Source organism: Leyella stercorea (genome assembly GCF_021531355.1).
Lineage (GTDB): Bacteria > Bacteroidota > Bacteroidia > Bacteroidales > Bacteroidaceae > Prevotella.
Genome location: NZ_JADYTS010000004.1, coordinates 57783 through 80193, shown reverse-complemented (window position 1 = coordinate 80193; position 22411 = coordinate 57783). Strand labels below are relative to the sequence as shown.

Genomic DNA, 22411 nt, shown 5'->3' with positions numbered 1-22411 from the left:
CTTATTTGGTTTTAGTGTTAAATGTTCCGATTTCGAAGTCAGCACCGCCGTCGATGAGGTTGGGCAGTGAGCCTCCCTTGTAGTCCTCCTTGTCGAGGTGAAGCACGAGTGCCTCGCGGTCGAACACTGAGTTCTCGAAATCGTTGACAAACTTGATGGCACCGAAGTTACAAGCATTGACACAAAGCTCGCAGAACATGCAGTCGCCAAGGTCGTACTGGTAGTCGACAAGCTGCTTTTTCTTCTTGCCGGTCTCCGGGTTCTCCACCATCTGCGATACAATCTTGATGGTGCCGTTCGGGCAAGCCTTCTCGCAAAGTGTACAAGCAGTACACTTAACCGCTCCGTTCTCGTCGCGGTTCATCACAAGGCGTCCGCGGTGGCGGGCAGCAACGTGAAGCGTAGTCTTGCGGTTCTCGGGATACTGCTCAGTGCTCTTCGGTGTGAAGTACTCCTTCCAGGTGGTCTTCATACCTACGGCGAGAGTCTTCACAGCAGCTCCGATTTCTCCGAAATATGATTTTTTGTTTTCTTCCATTGTTATTAATAATGTGTTTTTAGAAGTGCCAACCGAATGCCACAACTACTGTCATGAGAATCAAGTTGATGAGACACAAAGGCATGAGGTATTTCCACTCGAGCTTCAGTATCTGGTCGATACGCAGACGTGGGAATGTCCAGCGCACCCACATGAGCAGCCATACAACAGCGAATGTCTTGCCAAGGAACCAAACGATACCAGGGATGAAGTTGAGGATACCGTCAACGGCCTCTACGCCGATGTTGAACGGAGCCCAACCGCCAAGGAATACTGTGGTGGCGATGCCTGAAACTACGAAGAGGTTAAGATACTCGGCGAGATAGTAGAAGCCGAATCCCATACCCGAATACTCGGTGTGATAACCGGCTGTAAGCTCCGACTCAGCCTCAGCCAAGTCGAACGGGCCACGGTTTGCCTCAGCGTTACCTGCTACGAGGAACACGAGGAAAGCGATGATGGCAGGGATATGTCCCTTGAAGATGAGCCAGCCGAAAGCACCAGTCTGAGCCTCAACGATACCGCTAACCTGCATTGTGCCAGTGAGCACAACGGCTGTGATAAGGCAGAGTGCGAGTGACATCTCGTAAGAGATAAGCTGCACAGCACCACGCATAGCCGAAACTACTGAGTACTTGTTGTTAGAACCCCAACCTGCCATAAAGATACCTACGATGCCGATGCTTGAGATAGCAGACATGAGGAATACGCCAACGTTGAAGTCGAGCACCTCGGCACCGTTGTTCCAAGGCAGGAACGAGAATGTGCCTACAGAAGCTATAATCACGAGGAACGGAGCAACATAGTAGAGCACCTTGTCGGCGCCGTCGACTGAGAAAATCTCCTTGATGAGCATCTTCAGCACGTCGGCAAACACCTGGAACACGCCCCAAGGACCTACACGCATCGGGCCAAGACGGCACTGGAAGTAGGCGCAGACCTTACGCTCCATGAAGATCAAGATGATTGCAAGGATGGCATAACCTGCGAGAATGCAGACACCAACCAGGATGCACTCGATCAGTATTGTCCAGAAATCTCCGAGTCCGCAGGTCACTGCGAGGAGATTGTGGAACCAATTTGTTACAATACTAAAGTCAAACATTTTTCTTTAAATTTTGATTTGTGAGTTTTGAGTTTTGAATTATTGTGGCAAGCCACAATTTTGAATTATGAGTTGTGAGTTTTGAATTATTGAATTGCGATTTACCCTATCAATTCAAAATTCTTAACTCCTAATCGGCGAAGCCGACAATTCAAAATTCAAAATTCAAAATTCAAAATTCCGATTAACGGTCGATGTCCGGAATAACGAAGTCGATAGCAGCACCTGTTGTAATCAAGTCGGCAATCTTCTGTCCGCGAAGCATCGGATCGAGAGCACCAGTAAGGGTCAAGCCCATCGGACGCATCTTCATACGGTAAGGACTCTTGTCGCCCTTAGAGTCGAGATAAACGCCAAACTCACCGCTGGCACCCTCAACTGAGAAGTACCACTGTCCCTCGGGCACCTTAATGATAGGCTTCTGCTTGATGTAGAAGTCGCCCTCCGGAATATTGTCGATAAGCTGTTCGATGATGTTAAGGCTCTGATAAAGCTCCTTGATGTGGCAGTAGTAACGATCCATTGAGTCGCAACCGGTCATTGTTATCTCCTCCCACTCTACCTTGTCGTAGAGGTCGTACGGATGACGCTTACGAGTATCGTTCTTCCAACCGGCAGCACGTCCGGCAGGACCTGTCACGCCGTAGTTGATACAATCCTCAAGACCCATAGGACCAACGCCTACAAGACGATTGTGAGTGATAACGTTGTCGCCAAATACGTCGAGATACTCCTGAATCATCGGACGCAGATACTTGCAGAGCTTCTTTGTGTTCTCTACAAACTTCGGGTCGATGTCGGCCTGGAGTCCGCCGATGCGGTAGTAGTTCTGGATAAGGCGTCCGCCTGTTGTCTCCTCCATAACGTTGAGCACGTGCTCACGGTCGCGCATGCAGTAGAGGAAAGCAGTCAGTGCACCCAAGTCCTGAGCTGTACAGCCGAGGTAGAGCAAGTGCGAGTCGATACGCTGCAACTCGTCCATGATAGTACGGATATAGTGGATACGGTCGCTGAGCTCAATGCCCATACCCTCCTCTATCACGCCAACAAGAGCGTGGCGGTGCATCATAGCCGAGAGATAGTTCAAGCGGTCGGTCAAGGCGAGAGTCTGCGGATAGGTCATGCCCTCCCACATCTTCTCAATACCACGGTGGATATATCCGAGGTGAGGATAAACACGCTTCACCTTCTCGCCGTCGAGCACAGTCTGCAAACGGAGCACACCGTGAGTTGACGGGTGGTTAGGACCAATATTCACCACGAAGTCCTCATCGTCGAACAGACGCTTCTTGGTAGCAACGAGGTGGCCGTCAGCGTTGAGCGAGTATTCTACAGTGTAGTCGCTCTCAGGCTCGTCGGTCAACGGGAACTGGTTTGCCTCGGGACTCATGTCGAAGTCCTTGCGCAAAGGATAGCCGTTGAAGTCGGTGCGGAGGAAGAGGCGACGCATGTCGGGATGGCCGAGGAACTTGATACCTACGAAGTCAAACACCTCGCGCTCAAGCAATTCAGCCGACTTCCACAGATTGATGACAGTAGGGATAACGTCGCTACCGTCTACCTTCTTGGCGATGGTCTTTACAGAGCAGCGCTCGTTGTTGTCGGTATTCTCAAGGATGTAGATACATCCGTAGCCTTCCTCGCCGAAGTCCTCGCCGATAATGGTAACAAGGTAGTCGAAATGTTTCTGGTTCTTCAGCTTCGACATCTCACTTGCGAAATTGTCAAATGAGAGTTCAATGTTTTCAAGTTTCATATCTTATACCTTATTATATTAATCAGTTAGACCTTTCTTAGCGTCGAAATCCTCGGGAACGTTGTTCACTACGATGGTCTCGCGCTTCTTCTCGCTTGCGAGAGCCTCGTTGCTAAGTCCGTGCAGACCGCCCTTCGACATTGAGAGTTCCTTCTCCTCGCTGTTCATCTTGTGGTTTGCGCCACCGAAGAACTTCTCTACCTTCACCTTACGCTGAAGCTGCATCATGCCATAGAGGATAGCCTCTGGACGTGGAGGACAGCCCGGAACGTAAACGTCTACCGGAACAATCTCCGAGATGCCACGCACCACGTTGTACGAGTTCTTGAACGGACCGCCCGAGATGGCGCAACCGCCCACAGCTACAACATACTTAGGCTCAGCCATCTCGTCGTAGAGACGCTTGAAGACAGGAGCCATCTTGTTTGTGATGGTACCGGCACACATGATGAGGTCGGCCTGACGTGGAGAGTTACGTGTTACCTCGAAGCCGAAGCGTGAGAAGTCGTAGCGGGCACAGCCCACTGCCATGAACTCAATACCGCAGCACGAAGTACCGAATGTTAATGACCACAAAGAGTTGGAACGGCCCCAGTTGATAGCCTGGTCGAGCGAGCCAACTACTACGTTGACGCCTCCTTCATGGAGTTCGTCTACGATTTTCTCAAGGCCCTCATTGTCCTTGAACTCATCGTAAGGGATACTCTTGATGACAGGTTTTCTTACTTCCATTCCAATGCTCCTTTCCGCCATGCATAAGCAAGGCCAAATACCAATACCAGCATAAAGAAGCCTACGCTCGCAAGCGCCATGGCTCCAAACTGCTTGACAACCACTGCCCAGGGGTAGAGGAAGAGTGTCTCAATGTCGAACATCAGGAAAAGGATAGCAAAGAGGTAGTAGCCCACGTGCACAGGAATCCAAGAGGTTCCACGCGTAGGAATACCACACTCAAAAGGCTGACCCTTAACTGGGTTGTACGAACGAGGACCTACGAGCTTTGCAACTACGTATGCACCTACCACCAATACAACAGCCGTCAAGATGACTGTGATTAATAAAATAAAATCCATAAAATTATTAAAACAATTTGTTTTCTCTACGTAGAATACTTTATAAGTATCCGAATTGCAATTTTCAGTTTGCAAAGTTAGCAATAAATATTGGAATGTTGTGGATTTTTAAGAAAAAATCCTAATAAGAATGAAAGAAAATGCCAACAAATTTATCAAACAAAAAAACGCAAATGTTGCCCGTAGCCACAATCTTATGTTTATGGCTCGGGCAATGGTGGCATATATAATAAAAACTGCCACAATCAGTCTTCATCTCGGCAAGCTCCGCATAAAGCTGTCAATATTCGGTCCAATCCGTCCAGCTCCTCTTCCTTTGTCGCCCAACTGGTGACGAAACGGCAGACAATCTCCTCATCACTCTTTCTCTCCCATATCTCAAAAGCCACCTTCTGTGAAAGTGCCTCGTAAAGTTTTTTGGGCAGAACAACAAATTGTTGGTTAGTTGGCGAGTCGTAGGCTATCGCTATGCCATGCTTTTTGAATATATCGCAGATGCGGACAGCCATATTGATGGCATGTTGCGAAACCTTAAAATACAGATTGTCAGTGAATAGCGTGTCAAACTGGATGCCAAGCATTCTGCCTTTGGCGAGCAAAGCTCCGTGACGTTTCACGATGGTGAAGAAATACTTGGGAGCCTTCATACCTGTAAACACCACTGCCTCACCAATCATCGCTCCAACCTTAGTGCCACCGATATAGAACACATCGCAATGCTTGGCGAGGAAGGGCAAGTCATAGTCGCAAGCCTCCGACATCAGTCCATAGCCCAGTCGTGCTCCATCGATAAACAGACACAGATCATATTTCCGGCATGTGGCGTACAGATTCTCAAGCTCAGTCCTTGTGTATACCATTCCAAACTCAGTAGGCATTGAGATATACACCATTCCTGGTTGCACCATGTGCGGATGCGTCTCGTCAGCCAAGAATCTGTCCATGTATGCAGACAGAGTGTCAGGAGTCAGCTTGCTGTCGACGGAGGGAAGAGAGATAACCTTATGTCCGAATGCCTCCACGGCACCAGACTCATGCACCTCAATATGTCCTGTCTCCACACAAACAACGCCCTCACATCCCAGCAGCACAGAGTCGATGACCGTTGTGTTGGTCTGCGTACCTCCCACAAGGAAGAACACGTCAGCCTCCTCGTTATCTACAGCCTTGCGAATCTTCTGTTTTGCCGACTCTGTATAATGGTCGTAGCCATAACCAGGAGTCTTGTCATCGTTTGTCCTACCAAGAGCCTCTAATATCTCCGGCAGCATACCGTTGTTGTAGTCACTTTGAAATGAAATCATATAATGCAATTATTTAAATTCTCTTCCCATTAAAACAGGTTATGCAGAGCGAGATTGCAGCCAAGATTGCCCCAACCGCACACACGCCAATCCATCCCTTATGGGCCCAAGCCAATCCGGCACAATATGTGCCAAAGGAGCCGCCTATAAAATAAGTAGTCATAAATATGGTATTGGCCCTGTTGGAAGCTTGAGGCATCTCCTGTATACAGCCGCTTTGATTGCTTAGTTGCAGACATTGCAAACCTACGTCTACCAATATGATAGCCACAACAAGCCCCATGAAAGTGTCACCAAACAGCCAAGCCGTTGCCCACGCCACAAGCTGCAAGCAAGCTCCATAAACGCTCATATTCCTTATGCCCAAGCGGTTAACAAGCTTGCCCACACCGCTTGCCGCTATAGCCCCGGCTATGCCACACAATCCTAATGTTCCCACCATCTCGCTACCTGAATAGAACGGAGCCTGTGCCAACCGAAAAGCGAGGCACGCCCAAATTGCCATCATGCTGCCAAAGCTGAAGGCGGCACGTACGGCATAAAGACGTATGCGCCCATTACTCTTCACAATATTAAATACGCTGGCCATCAAGCCACCGTATGTGCCGACATAGTTGCTCTTTATCTGTGGCATAATCTTGAGCGTAATGGCCATGCACAGCACCATCACAAGAGCCGCTATTAAAAACATTTCGCGCCAGCCCAACCATTCGCCTACATAACCGCTAACCACTCTTGAGGCAAGTATGCCCGTCAGCAGCCCCGACAGAACGACGCCCATATTCCTGCTTTTATTCTCCTTCTCGGAATATTGTCCTGCTATAGGTATGAAAAACTGCGGAATTACGGAGCAGGCTCCCAATAGCAGAGAGGCTCCCCAAATCATCCACACATTGTGGGCTACGGCAATGACGACGGCCATGATGGCTGCCACCGTCATGTTCACAACTATAATGCGACGGCGCGAGTAGAGGTCGCCCATAGGGATAAGGAAGCACAAACCAAGCGCATAGCCTATTTGGGTGACAACGGTTATCAGGTTTGCCTCATGTTGGCTCACTCCTATGTCGTGACGTATCATCTCCAGAAGAGGTTGGTTGTAATAGCAATTTGCCACGGTCAATCCTGCTATAACAGCCATTGCAAGTAACAAGCTACGCTCTATGCCTTCATTTTCCTTAAGTTGTTTCATCTCTTTTTCCTTATGCCTATAATCATACGGATTTAACCTTTCGGATTGTCCGCAATTGCAAAATTACGAAATAAAAACATATAATCAAAAAAATATTTGGTACCACGCAAGCAGCGCCAAAGACCTCATAGAACAGTGCTAGGATGAGTATGATGGGGGGGGGGTACACAGCGTCCCCTTGCTCCGCGGAATCGAGCAAGGGGACGTTATTATAAATCAAAATACATCACTATGAGAACCTGTATTTGTTAAAATCAGCACAAGCTTATCATCCTTCTCAAAACGTTTAGTAGCAATAATTGATATTTCATATACCCAACTTTTCAAACATTTCATCAGCATCTTTATATTCTGTCACTCTTCCATGGCGAATATCATCCATTGCTTCTTCCATGCCTGACTTCTTGTTTTTATGAGTAGGTAAAATAACGACACCATTCATGGACTTCAATACTTTTATAAGTCCTGACATTACATTACGGTCTTCAACCTGTATTGTTATTGTATTCATAATCACCTCCTTTTTATTGAAATGCAACCTTGCTTATTTGCAAAGTTACATATTTTTCCGAATACGCAATCCATTAGCTTACGAAATCATACTACCACAACATATGGGATTGAGCAAAATAATTAAACACTATTTTCCTAATTGACATCTGGGACATGAGAATGGATTCCAAAAACATTACCAAAAACTCCAAACAACATAACGTCCCATTGCTCCACGAAATCGAACAAGGGGACGTTTTTATGTATTGGCTTTTTCTTCATCAATATACAATGTAGGAATTTCAATATTCCAACCCAACTTCATCCTCTTATCACTTCCAGTACCTTACCCAAACTAAATTTCACAATGCCGCCGTTATATGTGGTGTCAACCACTTGAACCACAGCGCAATCCCTGTCAGAATGATAGCCTACGCATAGTCTCAGCGCATCGTATCGTTTGAGGTAACGCTTGCCGTCTGTCTCGTCAAGATACGTGTATTTATTCAGAGTATTCTGTTTTAGTTCGCGATATTCTTCTGTCTTTTCGCCAGATACAATCTGCTCAAAGTACATCTTCTTAATTACAAGCGTCAGAACCTTAAGCCCAGACAAATCCAACTTTGATTGAACCTTCTCAACCCTTTGCTCCAGACATTGCAGCTGCTTGTTGTAGGAGAAAAAAAGAATGGTGCCATTCATTATTTTCTGAATGATGCTGTCTATTATTTCCAACGGCACTTGATACAATTCCGTTGCCTCGTGCATTTCTCTTTTGCCGTCAGCCACCTTAAAGCGGAAGTTCACTTCCTGCAACACCTGATGCACCAAGTCCTCAAACTTCTGCGAGTGCATGTTCACAATTTTATAAGTGCTCACAATCTCCACAGGAGCCATCAAGTAGGTAGGCTCATGCTCGGCATTAGCCACACGATTCTCCACCCTATTGGTTGAGAAACCTATCTTATATAGATTCTTTATATTGTTTATCTCTGGATTCTCCGAAAGCGAACGAGCACATATATGTAACCCGTAACTTTGTCTTCATTCTTCACATCTTCAGCATTAAAAATCGCTACTGCATTTCTTCGTTTGTCTCCGTAATGGCATAACCATTTGCTACAACACCCTTACGTAGGGTCTGTAGAAATATTTTTATTGCTGCATTTTGAAATTCATTCGTTATTTCTTATGACGGATTTTTTCAATTCAGCCTTTATGTATTTGCTTAACAAATCATTACGTACTTTCTCTTGTAAAACCAAAGTATCGGCTTTCTCCATATAGGGAACTTGATAAAACAAAGTATCATAGTTATTTTTGTTAATAGTCTTTTCATACGAAATGTTTTCATCGTCAGACAAAGTGTATCCAAAGGCTGTTGTCCGAGATGATGCGAACAGAGGTTGTTAGATATATACTCAGTGGCAACCCTGCCAACAAGGCGATGATAGAATCGGGTAGGAGGTAAATGTTATTCATAAAAGGCATTTACCTCCTACTTTCACATTTACCGACCTCCCACACCACCGTACGTGCGGTTCCGCATACGGCGGTTTCGCGCTTTTACACCTTACGGTGTGTGGCAAGTTGTTTTCAGCCATCCCTTCGAGATACGTCACTTCTATTCTATTGTCGGATTCCGTCCTATCTTGTGAATAGAGAGTTCCTTTTCGGACATCTGACTACAAAAGACTCTCAAGGTAGCAGTCATTTACTGTTGCACTGCACGATTCAGTCCTTCCCTATAGGCACACGTGCCTTGGGTACTATGACCTCTGCTGACTTCTCACGGCAAGCTTTACTCCGTCATGGTGCATCGAATAACTCATCTTCATCCATGCGTCCGTGAGACCTCACTAGTTAAGCATGTTGTCTTTCCATTTTATACCCACTTGATTTACTACTTGCAGTTCCGAGTAGTTATTGGACTTTGACTCTTTTTGCAGTCTTATCCCTGTAAGTAGCCTTATATCAAGTTTCTGTGCGTTGGGTCAGATATTTGCCGCTGACTTCTTTCAGATTCCGTGTCGCCACGGACACCCTTGTCTCTCTGGCTAGACGATTCCCACTACTAGGGCTCGTTAGGGACTTGCACCCATTAGACAACACACATGCTAGTCAAACAAAAATCGGCACCCTCCTGGAACAGAAAGGTGTCGATAAGGTTCATAGCACTATATGCAACTAAATTTTCCTCTTACTTTTCCCTTAAACTTACTATCAGTTAATGTGATATTAGATAAGTCTTGTACCAATGCCTCCACAATTAGTCTTTGTGCATCAGAAGTTTGCGGCCCCATCATAATCTCCATGTTATTTAATGCATCATCTTTAATAGGCATAAACAATTCTGATGTTTGGGGCTTGTAATCTTCTTCAATAGACCTTACAATTGCAGGAATCACCTCAATAATAGCCTTAGTTAATACCATCCTATCCATTGTGTTGAGAATTTCAGCAGAATAGCTTTTAACATAGGCATAGTTTAAGGGAAGAGTTTGTATTCTAAAACGACTTTCCTGTTGAATAGCCCATTCCTTACTTTTAACAAGTCCCCAGTTTGAAGTCTTGATTGATAAGGTGTTTCCAGAAATGCTAACAAGGTCATTTACAGCAAAGCGTGGAGAATCGATATATTTGACTTCTTCAAGCTTGGTAAGGTTGTTCTGTTGCGCAGCACAGTAGTCTGGACCGAAGTGAAAAATATCCTTATAAAATGACTCTATTGTATCAAATGGCGTGTTAGGATAAGATACAAACAAATTTTCATCTAAACCAATCCTTATACCGTTGTACCCTGCGTACATTTTCCACAATGCGAGGTTCTCTTCTTCAGATTTTGTCCAGCACGACACAAAAATGTACTTACTTAGGTTTTGGTTCTTAGGGCCAGAGCCATACATGGATTCTTCCAAATCATCCACGTTATCCAATCTATTGAATCGTATGCTTTTACTTTTCAGAATTAAAGCCAAAGTTTCTATAGATGTGTAATGATATATCTTCATTCTATTATGATTTACGGACAAGTTGTTTATGCACAATTATAAAGCCTAACAATCTCAGTCTTAATGTCTTCAAAACTGAGCTTTGTTGTCAGTTCCGAATCTAAGCCTGTATTTACGACATAGATAAATGACTCTTTCCTGTAATATCGTTCACCAACTGTTCGCAGAGATTTTTCTATCGTGTCAGCTTTTGCTAACAAGCAAACTAACTGATAATCTCGATTAATTTCCTGAGTGCGGTTATTTGGATGCGCCTTTGTGAAATGCTGTGTTGCGGTCAGCAGTATTAGGTTCTCTACATAGTGAGCAATCTGTGGAAATTGTGATTTTGGGAAAATGTGGTGTACCTGAGTTGCTACACCATTGCCCCAACTATCCTTAACCTCAGACTCGGTCTGTATCTTTCTTATCAAGGCAATAGCTTTCTGCACATAGTATGAGTTGATGGCATGTTGGGTATCCATCTGATAAGTGTCTGTTGCGACCTCTTGTCTGGTTTGTGTTTTGTCCTTTTCCAAATCACGCCAATTCTTCCTATTGTACATTAAATCAGAATAATACATAGGCTTGCCACTACTACCAACCAATCCATTTTCAGCCGCATAGATGTTGAACACTTTGTGGAACATACGTGTAATATCAAATCTTGAATGCGATGGTGTGTTACCGTTTATCAACCTGTAATACCTTTCGTATATTTCGGTTTTGGCAGCTCTCGGATTGGTGGCAGAATTGACTTTATATTCCTCGAAGTACTTAGTAAATCCACTATCGTCCATCACTTTCATAAAGTAGCAATACAAGAAGTTATAAGCATTTCTATCCTTACGAGCGATATAATCAAGTAATTCCTCGTTCTCTACAGAAAAAGTAAGTAAGCCGTCAATAGTATGTACACTCAGAACATGAGCGTAAGCTAACAGTTTTAATGGCTGTGATAGCACCTTGTTATATTCATTGTAAGCCTTTTTATCGTTTGCCCAGGGCTTGTTGAAGATAACACGTGAGTTTTGTATAAAATACTGCGTTTCCCATATATCGTTTATTACGAACAATGTTTTTGTCGCAATCATATTCAGTACACAGTCGGCCATAAAACACACGATATCTGGTGTGCATTTTTGGTCAACAAATCTTGCATCGTGAGATTTTCTTATATCCAAGTCAAAAGCACTCAGGTAGTTATTTATTACGTCTCTCATTTTTATCTTACATTTTGCTTTCCGAAGAAAAATACAGAGTTGTTGTCAATGTTTAGCGATCTTGTTCCTCTATTGCGAGCTATAGCGTAGAATTTAGAGAATTTTTCTGTAGCATAGAACGCCAAATCCTGTTCTGTTATTGTTTCGTTTTCGTTTGGTGTTAGTATCGCTACAGAGCCATCAGCTATACAATTCTTTGGCAAGAAACATGCGCGAGGATTGTATGTTAGGTTGGGAATTAACACACATCCTGTCTGATTAAGATATTTTGCGACATCAAGATTTGATATGTCATCGATGTAGCTGTCATAATCAGCAATATCCACAATCGCATTATCGCCTATGTTACGTGATTTCAAGACTCTAATTTTTCCAGAAGACTTAGTTATTGCCTTTGTTATGGTTCTGTCTCTATAAGACTTGAACACGTTGAATGTCATTGTCTCTGCAACTTTGTCAAAATCTTCATTCCTATAGATGAGCCAATAAGGAAAATCCGTAGAAGTCAAGTAGCTTTGTGGATGACACTCAACTTCTCCTGTAATATAAGATTCAACCACTGTATCTACTGGCTTAGATACGGTGTCGACTTGCAAACATATGGTTTCAATCTTAACTCCCTTAAATCCTTTCTCTCCAAAGTCTATAATCCTGCGGATTGCATTCTTTCCAACAAGTTCTCTTGTTTCGTTGAACTCAGGCGCATTAATCAGACTTTTAGGAACGATTAAAGACACAAATTTACCAATCTTCATAGCTTTCTCTATGAAGAATGCGAAAATGTTGTTGGTATTTTTATTGTAGGCATTCTCCTTATACATGGCCAACAATTTCTTGTCTTTGGTGAGCTTCATATATGGAGGATTCCCAACAATTATGTCATATTTCTTGTCGAACTGGTGCAAGAGAAAGTCATCGTTTATGTATGTAATATGTATATTTGATGGCATATGTATCTTTTGAACAAGTTCTTTTAAGATAGCAATGCTATTGGCATCAATGTCTACAACATCGATGTTAACCTCTGATGCAGATTCATACTTTCGTATTAATGTAGGCAAAAAATTACCCACACCAATTGATGGCTCCAAAATGTTGACAACAGCCTGGCCTTTGGGAGTTGGCAGAGAGTTTGCTATGGCAAAACACAAATCTTGACGAGTATAGTATGCCGCATTGTTGTCTCGTTGGGCATTAGCTAGTTCTGCTATTTTTGACAACTCTGCAAATGTATGAATAGTTGACCTCTTGATGAACTCTATCAATTTAGCAGTGTCTACAAGATTCCTTTTTTCTATAAGGTTCTTGATGTCTTGCTCCGAAAGAGCATTGCGACACAAAACCTTTCTAACCTTGTGTGCTATTTGTTTGAAGATGATTGTTGGGACAGCTTCACCTAAAGTCTGACGAATATTTATCTCCTCTTTCTTGAGGTATGCTTCCTTTTCCTTTAGAGTGAGTGCGTTCAATTCTTCAAGACTCTTCTCTGACCACTTGAATGTAGAAGGTACAGACATCATACGCATAACCTCACGAATGCTAAACACCCTGTTGTCAACAGGGTGTACAGTATTCTGACTCGCCATGATGTCATTACGCGTGTGAATACAAGGTGCAACTTTATCCCAGTATTGACGAGTGTATTTGTCACCATTCTTTTGCGCATTGTACACAATGACACCGTTTTTCAAAGTATGTGGGATGCGCTCAATATCAGTATTGTCAAATGCAGACTGACCTTCTTTTATTTCTGAAATCCATGATTCCATATGGGGTGCATACCTCCTGAAGTTGTGATATATGTCGTCAGGGCATATTTCGCCCATGGTCTTCAAAGAAGGTAAATCTCCGATAATTTGTCGAAGTGTTTGCTCTGGTTGCTTATCAGGAAAAATATCGTATGGAGTTATCTCTTTGATGTCCTTACGAACACCTATAACCAAAGTTCTTGTTCGACTTGAAGGATTGCCATAATCCTTAAAGTTCAAAACGTTATAAGAGATATTGTATAGTCCTGACAGGTTTGTTTCAATTGCCTCTTTAATGGACTTGTCTTTATCGTCTAAGTCAGTACAAACAGAAGTAAGGAAAGCCCTCACATTCTCAAAGATAAAGAACTTAGGAGCGACTGATTTCACCATTGATATTGACTCAACCACCAAAGAATTTCGTTTTAATTCATCTTTCTTTTTGTGATTGGCTACAGACATACCTTGACAAGGAGGTGTTGCAACCAACACATCCAAATCTTCCACACCAAATCCCCGTTTCCATAAGTCAAGCTCATGGAAAATTTTATCTTTCGTACTCTGCAGAGTCATGTCTCCACAAATGTAGCCGCTCTGGTAGATGCACTTATTGTTGCATTTCTGCACATTAAGACGCCTTTCAAGTAGTTCTACTGTTGCAATGCAATAGAATCCCTCTTCCTTAAAACCATAACATCCAACGCCAGCACTGCTGAACAGGCTCACATATGTTCTCAGACCATAAGGAGACTTGCTTTCTGCTACAATCTCCGAGGGGAACTCTATGTATGAATATTTTTTATTTCTTGCCATTATACACTTTTCTTTATTGTTTCTGCTGCAATAGATAAAGCACTTGGAGCTACCTCATGTTCGGATGCTACCATGTCAGTAACCTTATCTGCTAACCAAAGTGTCAGCAGAGAATTTTCATCTATGTTTAATATTTGAGAAAGGATTGCAACCTGTTCTCTTAGAGCCCTGCGTTCACCTTTCTCAATCTTGCAGTAAGTTGCCGTATCTATATCAAGTGCAGCAGCAAGTTTGCGTTGCGGCATTTGTAGTTGAATACGAAGTTCCTTTATCTTATTTTCAAACCGCATATTGTTTTTAGTTGTCTTGACTTTTTTAGCAAAGATAATAAAAAATCTCAGAATAGAGTCAGAACCTTATCAGTTTTTGAATATAAAACTTCAAGAAAATGGAATAAGGTGGAATAATATGGAAAAAACTGATATTACATTTCGCAGTGCCAAGGTCTTTATCTGTTGTTCCGAAAAAGTCTTACAACAAAATGACAGAAAATGAAATTTTCCGATTTTTACTGCGTTAAGATATGTTAAGCATATATTGCTATTTAGGGATTTTCGATTTTTTTGTATTCCATTTGTTTCTTTTGCCAATTTTCAATTTTACAAGTGCTGATAATCAATACATTACGTCAACTCAGCAGATTATCAAGAAAAAAAAGAAGCAACAGATGCCTACGCCAATTGGATATATATGACAATAGCACATGGCGCACCTTCACCACGAGCGGAGAAGGCACACCACGAGCTGTGTATATATACACGATGGGTAGACGCCCACCACCGTCTTCATCTGAGTACTTATTTGAAGTTTCCTACGTTTCAAATGGTCAGAATCCGACGTTAGCAAACGTCTTTCTTATTATTACCGGGCCGATCCGCTGATTAGCGCCGCGCAACTCATTGCCGGCAATCAACGGAAAGACCAATTGCAGAGTTACACATTTTTTCTTAATCGCTTATTATTGTCACATAGGAATTGTGCATATCTCCCTGCTAGAATGGCTCGATTACGGCATGCTTCGTATGACACGAGGGCTCGCACCGGATGGAATGAGCTTGTACGTCGGATGAAACGAGGGCTCGCACCGAATGATGCGAGCCGCATAAAGAGGCGCTTTTGCGGCGTGTTTTAAGCTTAAATATTTGTCAGTGCAAGAAATTATTGTTAAGTTTGCAGAAAGAGAAAAAACATTATGGACAAATTATTTCATGGCAGCAACGTCATTGTAGAACATCCCGACATACGCATCCGAGGCTACGAGAAAGACTTCGGATATGGATTCTACTGCACTTTGCTCGAAAGCCAAGCTAAGAAATGGGCTTTGAGCAAGAAAGGGAAACATGTTGTCAACGTATATGAATACGAAGAGCACAACGAGTGCAAAGCCAAAACATTCAAAGAAATGTCGGAAGATTGGCTCAACTTCATCATCGACTGTCGTCGTGGTATACGGCACGATTTCGATATAGTAGAAGGTCCTATGGCCGACGATCAGATTTGGAACTACATAGAAGATGTCGTTGCAGGAAACATTACAAGGAATGCATTTTGGGAACTTGCCAAATTCAAGCACCCTACGCACCAAATAGTCTTCTGCACGCAGAAAGCTATAGAATGTATAAGATATACATCACATTATTTATTATAATGAATCGCTTCAAGCCAACTGTATATGAAGAATATATATTTCCCCGATGAGAACATTACCGAGAACGACCTGTTCTTTGTATGTAGCATGATAGAACGTGTGGCGCGTCACATCAAGCAACGCAACAAATATGTAGTCAATCGTATTGGCTACGACAATCTGTTGCGCCAGCTGTCAATTGCCGACACTCTTCACTCCGAGAATCCACGGCAAGTAGTAGACGACTGGATTGACGAATACCAGCTTGAGAATGGCAACTTCGACATTACCGACGTTGACAAAGAACTTTGCACCAATATTCCCACCCCACTTGACATGGGCAAGGTTTACACACGGCTTATTCTTCAGACCCGTCTTGATGCGGAAGACTATGCCAAGGGCATAATACGCGTCTACAACGACGACATTTGTGAAACACTCGACAATTACAACTGTTCGGCCTATTACGAGCCTTCATACTTCATAGCACGAAGCTATTTTGCAGGAGGATTCATGTAAAAAAAACAACCAATAAAAGAAATGTTTATAGTAATTTTGTTTATATTCCTTGGCATACTTGTAGGCTACAACGTGCGCACAAGGATTAAATCAGCTACTCGCAAGAGTGCGATCGGCACGTGGGCAGGACGCGCCACGACCGGACTTATATGGCTGCTTCTGTTTATGCTTGGCATAGAAGTGGGAAGCAACGACCAGATTATCTCTGCCTTGCCTACACTTGGAGTGGAGGCTTTGGTATTGTCAGGATTTGCCACACTGGGCAGCTGTGCATTGGCATGGGCATTGTGGAAGACAGCGAAAGGAGGCAAGGAGCGATGAAAGGAAGTCTGATAGTAGTAGGATTCTTTATCCTCGGAGTATTGGCAGGACGTAGCGGCGGTCTGCCTTCATGGGCTATGGACAGCAACATCAGCTTCGTAGCGCTGTGCGGCCTGTTGCTCTTCGTAGGCTTAGGCATCGGAATGAATCCCGACATGAAGAACGACATAAAGAGTCTCAACCCTCGTCTGGCACTGTTGCCAGTAGCCACCATCTTAGGTTCATGGCTTGGAGCTATGGTGGCATATATAATAATGTGTAGCGACGTTTGCCCGGTACTGCACCATCGACAGCTTACCGACTGCCTCGCCATTGACAGCGGCTTTGCCTATTATTCGTTGTCGAGCATCTTCATAACCGAATATCGCGGTGCCGAACTGGGCACAATAGCCTTGCTTGCCAACATCATACGCGAGATGACAACCCTCTTGCTTACTCCGCTGATAGCAAAGTGGTTCGGTCCGCTGGCTCCTATATCTTCGGGTGGCGCAACAACTATGGACACCACCCTACCTATCATCACACAGACCGTAGGCCAACGCTACGTAGCACTAAGCATCTACCACGGTTTCGTGACCGACTTCACCGTGCCGTTCGTTGTGACAATGTGGTGCTCTATGGCTGGATAAAAAAGGTTGAGAGTTAAGAATACACTTATATATATACAACTTAAGTTTCATGACACGAATGAAAGAATATGTAAAGATTTTAATATAACATCGGACTCTCACCTGACGTTTCGAAGCAAAAACGAGCAAAAACAATGAAATAATGACACTTTATTGATTATTTAGTAGTACCTTTGCACTCACACTCCATACTATTTATTTCGTAAACACCTCATTTTAAACGAAACGCTACAAATTTTTTTACATACAATGACAGATATCGAAATAGCTCGCAGCACAAAACTCGAGGAGATAGAGGTAGTAGCCTCTAAGTATGGCATCCCTGCAAAAGAACTTGAACACTACGGCCACTATATGGCTAAGGTTCCTACACGCCTTATCGACGAGGAGCGTGTGAAGAACAGCAACCTCATACTCGTTACAGCCATTACACCGACAAAGGCTGGTATCGGCAAGACTACCGTTACTATCGGTCTGGCTCTCGGTCTGCACCACATCGGCAAGAACGCTATCTGCGCTCTGCGTGAGCCTTCGCTCGGTCCGGTATTCGGAATGAAGGGCGGTGCGTGTGGCGGTGGCTACACCCAGGTGTTGCCTATGGACAAGATAAACCTGCACTTCACAGGCGACTTCCACGCAATCACTTCGGCTCACAACACTATCACTGCATTGCTCGACAACTACATGTACCAGAACCGTGACAACGGTTTCGCTCTGCGCGAGGTATTGTGGAACCGCGTGCTCGACGTTAACGACCGCGGACTGCGCGACATCGTTACCGGTATGGGCGGCAAAGCCAACGGCATTGTACGCGAGTCGGGATTTGACATCACTCCTGCATCGGAGATTATGGCTATACTCTGTCTTGCAAAGGACGAGGACGACTTGCGCCGTCGCATTGAGAACATCCTCTTGGGCTACACCGTTGAGGGCAAGCCTTTCACCGTCAAAGACCTCGGTGTAGCTGCAGCTATAACAATCCTGCTGCGCGACGCTCTGGCTCCCAACATCGTACAGACCACTGAGAATACCGCTGCATTCGTACACGGTGGTCCGTTTGCCAACATTGCACACGGATGCAACTCAATACTCGCCACAAAGATGGCTATGACATTCGGCGAATATGTAATCACTGAGGCAGGATTCGGTGCCGACCTTGGAGCCGAGAAGTTCTTCGACATCAAGTGTCGTAAGAGCGGATTGCAGCCTAAGCTCACCATTGTTGTTGCAACAGCCCAGGGACTGAAGATGCACGGCGGAGTGCCTGTTGAGGACATCAAGAAGCCTAACAGCGAAGGACTCAAGAAGGGACTTGCCAACCTCGACAAGCATATCAAGAACATGCAGTCGTTCGGACAGACCGTCATCGTAGCATTCAACCACTATGCCGGCGACGTGGAAGAGGAGCAGAACATCGTGCGCGAATATTGCGAGAGCATCGGCGTAGGATTTGCCATCAACGACGCTTACGCAAAAGGTGGCGAGGGTGCAGCCGACCTGGCACGTCTCGTAGTAGACACTATCGAGCAGAAGCCGTCGCAGCCATTAAGCCTCGTATACGACGACGAAGACACAATCGAGACTAAGATTGAGAAGGTCTGCAAGAACATCTATGGCGCAGCAAGCATTTCGTTTGCCGCTCCTGCCAAGAAGAAGTTGCAGATGATACGCGACCTCGGCTATGAGAACTTCCCGATATGTATCGCCAAGACACAGTTCTCATTCTCTACCGATGCCAAGCAGTATTGCGTAGCATCAGGATTTGACGTTAACGTTCGCGACATTGTCATAAACGCCGGTGCAGAGATGATTGTTGTCATTGCCGGCAACATCATGCGCATGCCCGGACTGCCCAAGGTTCCGGCTGCCATGAACATGGACATCGTCAACGGTCAAATCGAAGGATTGTCATAATACCCAATAATCAGAAATGTTCGGATATAGAATAAAGAAACAATATCGTACAAAGGTGAGGCTGTCCTGCTTGGGATGCCTCACCTTTATCGTTGTCATCATATCGAGCATCTGCCGATGCACATGCTCGTCGTGCTCAAGCGACAAAAGCCAAGAGAAAGACTCGATATACGAAGCAAGCAACCGCAAGCATCTCAACGACACGCTCACCAATGCCCTCTCGGCACAACCTGAGCTGCACGCCATGGACTCTATCATGCAGCGCTATCTGAAGCGTTGGGAGATACACGGTGCACAGCTGGCAATATCGCGCCACGACTCGCTGCTGTATGCCCGCGGATTCGGCTATGCCGACAAGGACCGCAAGATACCAATGGAGCCGTCGTACATCATGCGCATGGCTTCGGTGTCGAAACTGGTCACTGCTACGGGCATAATGAAATTGCGCGACATGGGCAAGATACGCCTTAGCGACAAGGTGTTCGGACCGAAGGGAATACTCAACGACACGTTCTACGTCAACTCAATACGCGACAAACGATACTTCGACATCACCGTCGAACAGCTGTTGCGACACAAGGCGGGATTTACCAATTATGCTGGCGACGCCATATTCTCGACTCGCTACATAATGCAGCAGAACCACCTCACCACCCCACCCGACCATCGCACTCTGTTGCGCATCGTACTGCGCCGACATCTTGGCTACACGCCCGGAACTGCACAACGCTACTGCAATATTGGCTATACGCTGCTGTCGCTTATTATAGAGAAGCGTACTGGCATGAGCTACGAGAACTTCATGCAGCGCTACGTGCTCTATCCTGCAGGATGCTACGACTTCCACATAGCGGGTAACTATCTGAAGGATCGCCGCCCGAACGAGACGGTGTACTATATGCACTCAAGTTCGGTACCGGTACCCGAATTCAACAACTCCGGCAGAATGGTAGTGCGCTGCTATGGCGAGAACGACATAACGACGGCTCTTGGCGCAGGTGCATGGGTGGCATCGGCTGCCGAACTGTGCCGACTGGTAGCATCAATCGACGGCGACCGTATCGTGCCCGACGTGATATCGCCACAAGCCGTGAAACTAATGACGCAGGAAATGCCCGACCATCAGTTCTCACTCGGCTGGAACTTTACGCCACGCAACCGTCCGTGGATACGTACCGGTTCGCTTGTAGGCACATCAGCGCTTGTATTGCGCTATCCCGACGGCGAGTGCTGGGTGTTCATCACCAACACAAGTACATGGAAGGGACACAAGTTCTCGCAAGACACAATGGCGCTGTTCGAAAAACTGCGCAAGCGCTTTGGAAGCAAAATGCCAAAACGCAATATGTTTATAAACTAAATACGTCTATAGAACAAAGACTCCATTACCTCACAAAGACTCCACAAAAAGAAGAGGGGTATCAAAACAGGAATTGATTCCGTTTTGATACCCCTTTTTTATGTATCAGTTGGGATTGATTTTACTCCCACTCGATTGTTGATGGTGGCTTTGACGAGATGTCATAGCATACGCGGTTAACGCCACGTACCTTGTTGATGATCTCGTTAGAAACCTTTGCCATGAAGTCGTAAGGCAGATGTGCCCAGTCGGCTGTCATAGCGTCGGTAGATGTAACGGCACGCAGAGCAACTGGATGCTCGTATGTACGCTCGTCGCCCATAACACCTACAGAGCGTACGGTAGAGAGCAATACTGTACCAGCCTGCCAAATCTGATCGTAGAGCGAAACCTCAATCTCACCGTCGTGCATGTCGGCAGGGACACCGGCTGCAAGTACACGGCGTGCGTCCTCACCGCTCAGCTTCACCTTATAATCGCGCAAACCGCGGATATAGATGTCGTCGGCATCCTGAAGTATGCGTACCTTCTCGGGAGTGATGTCGCCAAGAATACGTACTGCCAAGCCTGGGCCTGGGAACGGATGACGTGTAATCAAGTGCTCGGGCATGCCCATTGAGCGACCTACACGACGAACCTCGTCCTTGAACAGCCACTTCAACGGCTCACACAACTGGAGGTTCATCTCCTTAGGCAGACCGCCTACGTTGTGATGGCTCTTGATAACCTTGCCTGTAATGTTGAGCGACTCGATACGGTCAGGATAGATAGTGCCCTGTGCAAGCCACTTGGCACCAGTCTGCTTCTTAGCCTCAGCGTTGAACACCTCAACGAAGTCACGGCCTATAATCTTACGCTTCTCCTCAGGATCGGTTACACCAGCCAAATCGTTGAAGAACTTCTCTGATGCGTCAACACCGATAACGTTCAGACCGAGACACTTGTAATCCTCCATTACATCACGGAACTCGTTCTTACGCAACATTCCGTGGTCAACGAAGATACATGTGAGGTTGCTGCCGATAGCCTTGTTAAGGAGTACAGCGGCAACGCTTGAGTCAACACCACCCGACAGACCGAGGATTACCTTGTCGTCGCCCAACTGAGCCTTAAGTTCGGCTACGGTTGTCTCAACAAACGAGTCGGCACTCCAGTCCTGACGGCTTCCGCAGATGTCTACTACGAAGTTCTTGAGGAGCTGTGTACCCTGCAATGAGTGGAACACCTCGGGATGGAACTGAACAGCCCATACCGGCTGCTTGGTAGAGGCATAAGCAGCAAACTTGACATTGGCTGTCGATGCGATGCACTTGTAGTCTTCTGGGATGGCTGTGATGGTGTCACCGTGGCTCATCCACACCTGCGAGTTCTCAACAAATCCGTGGAACAGCGGATTCTCGGCATCGAAGTGCTCAAGATTGGCGCGTCCGTACTCACGAGAGTCGGCTGCCTCAACCTTTCCACCGTTGGCGTAAGAAATGAACTGTGCGCCATAGCAGATGCCAAGCACCGGGATGCGTCCTACAAACTGGCTCAAGTCAACCTTGAACGCCTCCTTATCGTGTACCGAATAGGGGCTTCCGCTGAGGATGACACCGATAACGCTGGGGTCGTCCTTCGGGAACTTGTTGTAAGGCATAATCTCGCAGAAGGTGTCCAATTCGCGTACACGGCGGCCGATGAGCTGCGTGGTCTGCGAACCGAAATCAAGAATTATAATCTTCTGTTGCATTTGTTATATTGTTTAATGATTAATGTTCAATTATTAATGTTTAATGATTAATATTTAATTAGGGTGAAACCCTTA

The 22411-nt window shown here is 45.3% G+C and carries 20 protein-coding genes; 6 read left to right on the top strand and 14 right to left on the bottom strand.

Annotated elements, in window-relative coordinates; translation table 11 throughout:
- Position 1 precedes the first annotated feature (1 nt).
- The 13 genes from I6E38_RS02570 to I6E38_RS02510 form a co-directional block, all read right to left on the bottom strand.
- Entirely contained in the window at positions 2-538 is a 537-nt protein-coding gene (locus I6E38_RS02570) for a NuoI/complex I 23 kDa subunit family protein (protein WP_235392522.1), read from the bottom strand.
- Between the two features lie 19 nt (positions 539-557).
- Entirely contained in the window at positions 558-1643 is a 1086-nt protein-coding gene (nuoH, locus tag I6E38_RS02565) for an NADH-quinone oxidoreductase subunit NuoH (RefSeq protein WP_235392521.1), read from the bottom strand.
- A gap of 184 nt (positions 1644-1827) precedes the next feature.
- Complete coding sequence (locus I6E38_RS02560) at positions 1828-3399, bottom strand: NADH-quinone oxidoreductase subunit D-related protein (protein WP_235392520.1); 1572 nt, start codon at positions 3397-3399, stop codon at positions 1828-1830.
- An 18-nt stretch (positions 3400-3417) separates the two neighbouring features.
- A complete protein-coding gene (locus I6E38_RS02555) occupies positions 3418-4131 on the bottom strand; it encodes an NADH-quinone oxidoreductase subunit B (RefSeq protein ID WP_235392519.1) in 714 nt (237 codons plus the stop codon).
- A complete protein-coding gene (locus I6E38_RS02550; protein WP_106812768.1) occupies positions 4122-4472 on the bottom strand; it encodes an NADH-quinone oxidoreductase subunit A in 351 nt (116 codons plus the stop codon). The genes I6E38_RS02555 and I6E38_RS02550 overlap by 10 nt, the downstream gene beginning before the upstream one ends.
- Positions 4473-4717: 245 nt before the next feature.
- Positions 4718-5776 carry a threonine aldolase family protein gene (locus I6E38_RS02545; RefSeq protein WP_235392518.1) on the bottom strand — a complete coding sequence of 353 codons (1059 nt, stop codon included), beginning with the start codon at positions 5774-5776 and terminating at the stop codon, positions 4718-4720.
- A gap of 13 nt (positions 5777-5789) precedes the next feature.
- On the bottom strand, positions 5790-6968 hold the full coding sequence (locus I6E38_RS02540; RefSeq protein ID WP_235392517.1) for an MFS transporter: 1179 nt from the start codon (positions 6966-6968) through the stop codon (positions 5790-5792).
- A 307-nt stretch (positions 6969-7275) separates the two neighbouring features.
- The gene (locus tag I6E38_RS02535) at positions 7276-7479 is read right to left on the bottom strand and encodes a hypothetical protein (RefSeq protein WP_235392516.1); all 204 of its coding nucleotides are present in this window, start codon (positions 7477-7479) and stop codon (positions 7276-7278) included.
- A gap of 302 nt (positions 7480-7781) precedes the next feature.
- Complete coding sequence (locus I6E38_RS02530; protein WP_369681286.1) at positions 7782-8441, bottom strand: GIY-YIG nuclease family protein; 660 nt, start codon at positions 8439-8441, stop codon at positions 7782-7784.
- Positions 8442-9637: 1196 nt separating this feature from the next.
- Positions 9638-10471 carry a DUF2971 domain-containing protein gene (locus tag I6E38_RS02525; RefSeq protein WP_235392514.1) on the bottom strand — a complete coding sequence of 278 codons (834 nt, stop codon included), beginning with the start codon at positions 10469-10471 and terminating at the stop codon, positions 9638-9640.
- A 26-nt stretch (positions 10472-10497) separates the two neighbouring features.
- Positions 10498-11673, bottom strand: a complete 1176-nt coding sequence (locus I6E38_RS02520; RefSeq protein ID WP_235392513.1) for a hypothetical protein — start codon at positions 11671-11673, stop codon at positions 10498-10500.
- Positions 11674-11675: 2 nt separating this feature from the next.
- On the bottom strand, positions 11676-14234 hold the full coding sequence (locus I6E38_RS02515; RefSeq protein WP_235392512.1) for a DNA cytosine methyltransferase: 2559 nt from the start codon (positions 14232-14234) through the stop codon (positions 11676-11678).
- The gene (locus I6E38_RS02510; RefSeq protein WP_235392511.1) at positions 14234-14524 is read right to left on the bottom strand and encodes a helix-turn-helix transcriptional regulator; all 291 of its coding nucleotides are present in this window, start codon (positions 14522-14524) and stop codon (positions 14234-14236) included. Before I6E38_RS02510 ends, I6E38_RS02515 begins: the two co-directional genes overlap by 1 nt.
- 902 nt (positions 14525-15426) lie before the next feature.
- Between I6E38_RS02510 and I6E38_RS02505 the strand changes: the two genes are divergently transcribed.
- From I6E38_RS02505 to I6E38_RS02480, 6 genes are all read left to right on the top strand, one after another.
- Complete coding sequence (locus tag I6E38_RS02505; protein WP_235392510.1) at positions 15427-15882, top strand: DUF3990 domain-containing protein; 456 nt, start codon at positions 15427-15429, stop codon at positions 15880-15882.
- Positions 15883-15906: 24 nt separating this feature from the next.
- Positions 15907-16380: a hypothetical protein gene (locus I6E38_RS02500; RefSeq protein ID WP_235392509.1), complete on the top strand. Its 474-nt coding sequence runs from the start codon at positions 15907-15909 to the stop codon at positions 16378-16380.
- Positions 16381-16401: 21 nt separating this feature from the next.
- The gene (locus I6E38_RS02495) at positions 16402-16701 is read left to right on the top strand and encodes a LysO family transporter (protein WP_235392508.1); all 300 of its coding nucleotides are present in this window, start codon (positions 16402-16404) and stop codon (positions 16699-16701) included.
- Positions 16698-17330 (top strand): LysO family transporter, encoded by a 633-nt coding sequence (locus tag I6E38_RS02490; RefSeq protein ID WP_235392507.1) that lies wholly within the window; start codon positions 16698-16700, stop codon positions 17328-17330. The genes I6E38_RS02495 and I6E38_RS02490 overlap by 4 nt, the downstream gene beginning before the upstream one ends.
- A 249-nt stretch (positions 17331-17579) precedes the next feature.
- Entirely contained in the window at positions 17580-19244 is a 1665-nt protein-coding gene (locus tag I6E38_RS02485; protein ID WP_235392506.1) for a formate--tetrahydrofolate ligase, read from the top strand.
- A gap of 16 nt (positions 19245-19260) precedes the next feature.
- Positions 19261-20604, top strand: coding sequence for a serine hydrolase domain-containing protein (locus tag I6E38_RS02480; RefSeq protein ID WP_235392505.1), 1344 nt, complete (start codon positions 19261-19263; stop codon positions 20602-20604).
- Between the two features lie 121 nt (positions 20605-20725).
- Here I6E38_RS02480 and guaA read toward each other — a convergent pair whose 3' ends face one another.
- Positions 20726-22336, bottom strand: coding sequence for a glutamine-hydrolyzing GMP synthase (gene guaA / locus I6E38_RS02475; RefSeq protein ID WP_235392504.1), 1611 nt, complete (start codon positions 22334-22336; stop codon positions 20726-20728).
- Positions 22337-22411: the final 75 nt, after the last annotated feature.

Bases quoted from the DNA above. Each gene is read 5' to 3' on its own strand.
- I6E38_RS02550 (WP_106812768.1), bottom strand. From the start codon at position 4,472: ATGGATTTTATTTTATTAATCACAGTCATCTTGACGGCTGTTGTATTG.
- I6E38_RS02520 (WP_235392513.1), bottom strand. From the start codon at position 11,673: ATGAGAGACGTAATAAATAACTACCTGAGTGCTTTTGACTTGGATATA.
- I6E38_RS02570 (WP_235392522.1), bottom strand. From the start codon at position 538: ATGGAAGAAAACAAAAAATCATATTTCGGAGAAATCGGAGCTGCTGTG.
- I6E38_RS02515 (WP_235392512.1), bottom strand. From the start codon at position 14,234: ATGGCAAGAAATAAAAAATATTCATACATAGAGTTCCCCTCGGAGATT.
- I6E38_RS02505 (WP_235392510.1), top strand. From the start codon at position 15,427: ATGGACAAATTATTTCATGGCAGCAACGTCATTGTAGAACATCCCGAC.
- I6E38_RS02545 (WP_235392518.1), bottom strand. From the start codon at position 5,776: ATGATTTCATTTCAAAGTGACTACAACAACGGTATGCTGCCGGAGATA.
- I6E38_RS02480 (WP_235392505.1), top strand. From the start codon at position 19,261: ATGTTCGGATATAGAATAAAGAAACAATATCGTACAAAGGTGAGGCTG.
- I6E38_RS02490 (WP_235392507.1), top strand. From the start codon at position 16,698: ATGAAAGGAAGTCTGATAGTAGTAGGATTCTTTATCCTCGGAGTATTG.
- I6E38_RS02500 (WP_235392509.1), top strand. From the start codon at position 15,907: ATGAAGAATATATATTTCCCCGATGAGAACATTACCGAGAACGACCTG.
- I6E38_RS02535 (WP_235392516.1), bottom strand. From the start codon at position 7,479: ATGAATACAATAACAATACAGGTTGAAGACCGTAATGTAATGTCAGGA.
- guaA (WP_235392504.1), bottom strand. From the start codon at position 22,336: ATGCAACAGAAGATTATAATTCTTGATTTCGGTTCGCAGACCACGCAG.
- I6E38_RS02510 (WP_235392511.1), bottom strand. From the start codon at position 14,524: ATGCGGTTTGAAAATAAGATAAAGGAACTTCGTATTCAACTACAAATG.
- I6E38_RS02485 (WP_235392506.1), top strand. From the start codon at position 17,580: ATGACAGATATCGAAATAGCTCGCAGCACAAAACTCGAGGAGATAGAG.
- I6E38_RS02525 (WP_235392514.1), bottom strand. From the start codon at position 10,471: ATGAAGATATATCATTACACATCTATAGAAACTTTGGCTTTAATTCTG.
- I6E38_RS02495 (WP_235392508.1), top strand. From the start codon at position 16,402: ATGTTTATAGTAATTTTGTTTATATTCCTTGGCATACTTGTAGGCTAC.
- nuoH (WP_235392521.1), bottom strand. From the start codon at position 1,643: ATGTTTGACTTTAGTATTGTAACAAATTGGTTCCACAATCTCCTCGCA.
- I6E38_RS02540 (WP_235392517.1), bottom strand. From the start codon at position 6,968: ATGAAACAACTTAAGGAAAATGAAGGCATAGAGCGTAGCTTGTTACTT.
- I6E38_RS02560 (WP_235392520.1), bottom strand. From the start codon at position 3,399: ATGAAACTTGAAAACATTGAACTCTCATTTGACAATTTCGCAAGTGAG.
- I6E38_RS02555 (WP_235392519.1), bottom strand. From the start codon at position 4,131: ATGGAAGTAAGAAAACCTGTCATCAAGAGTATCCCTTACGATGAGTTC.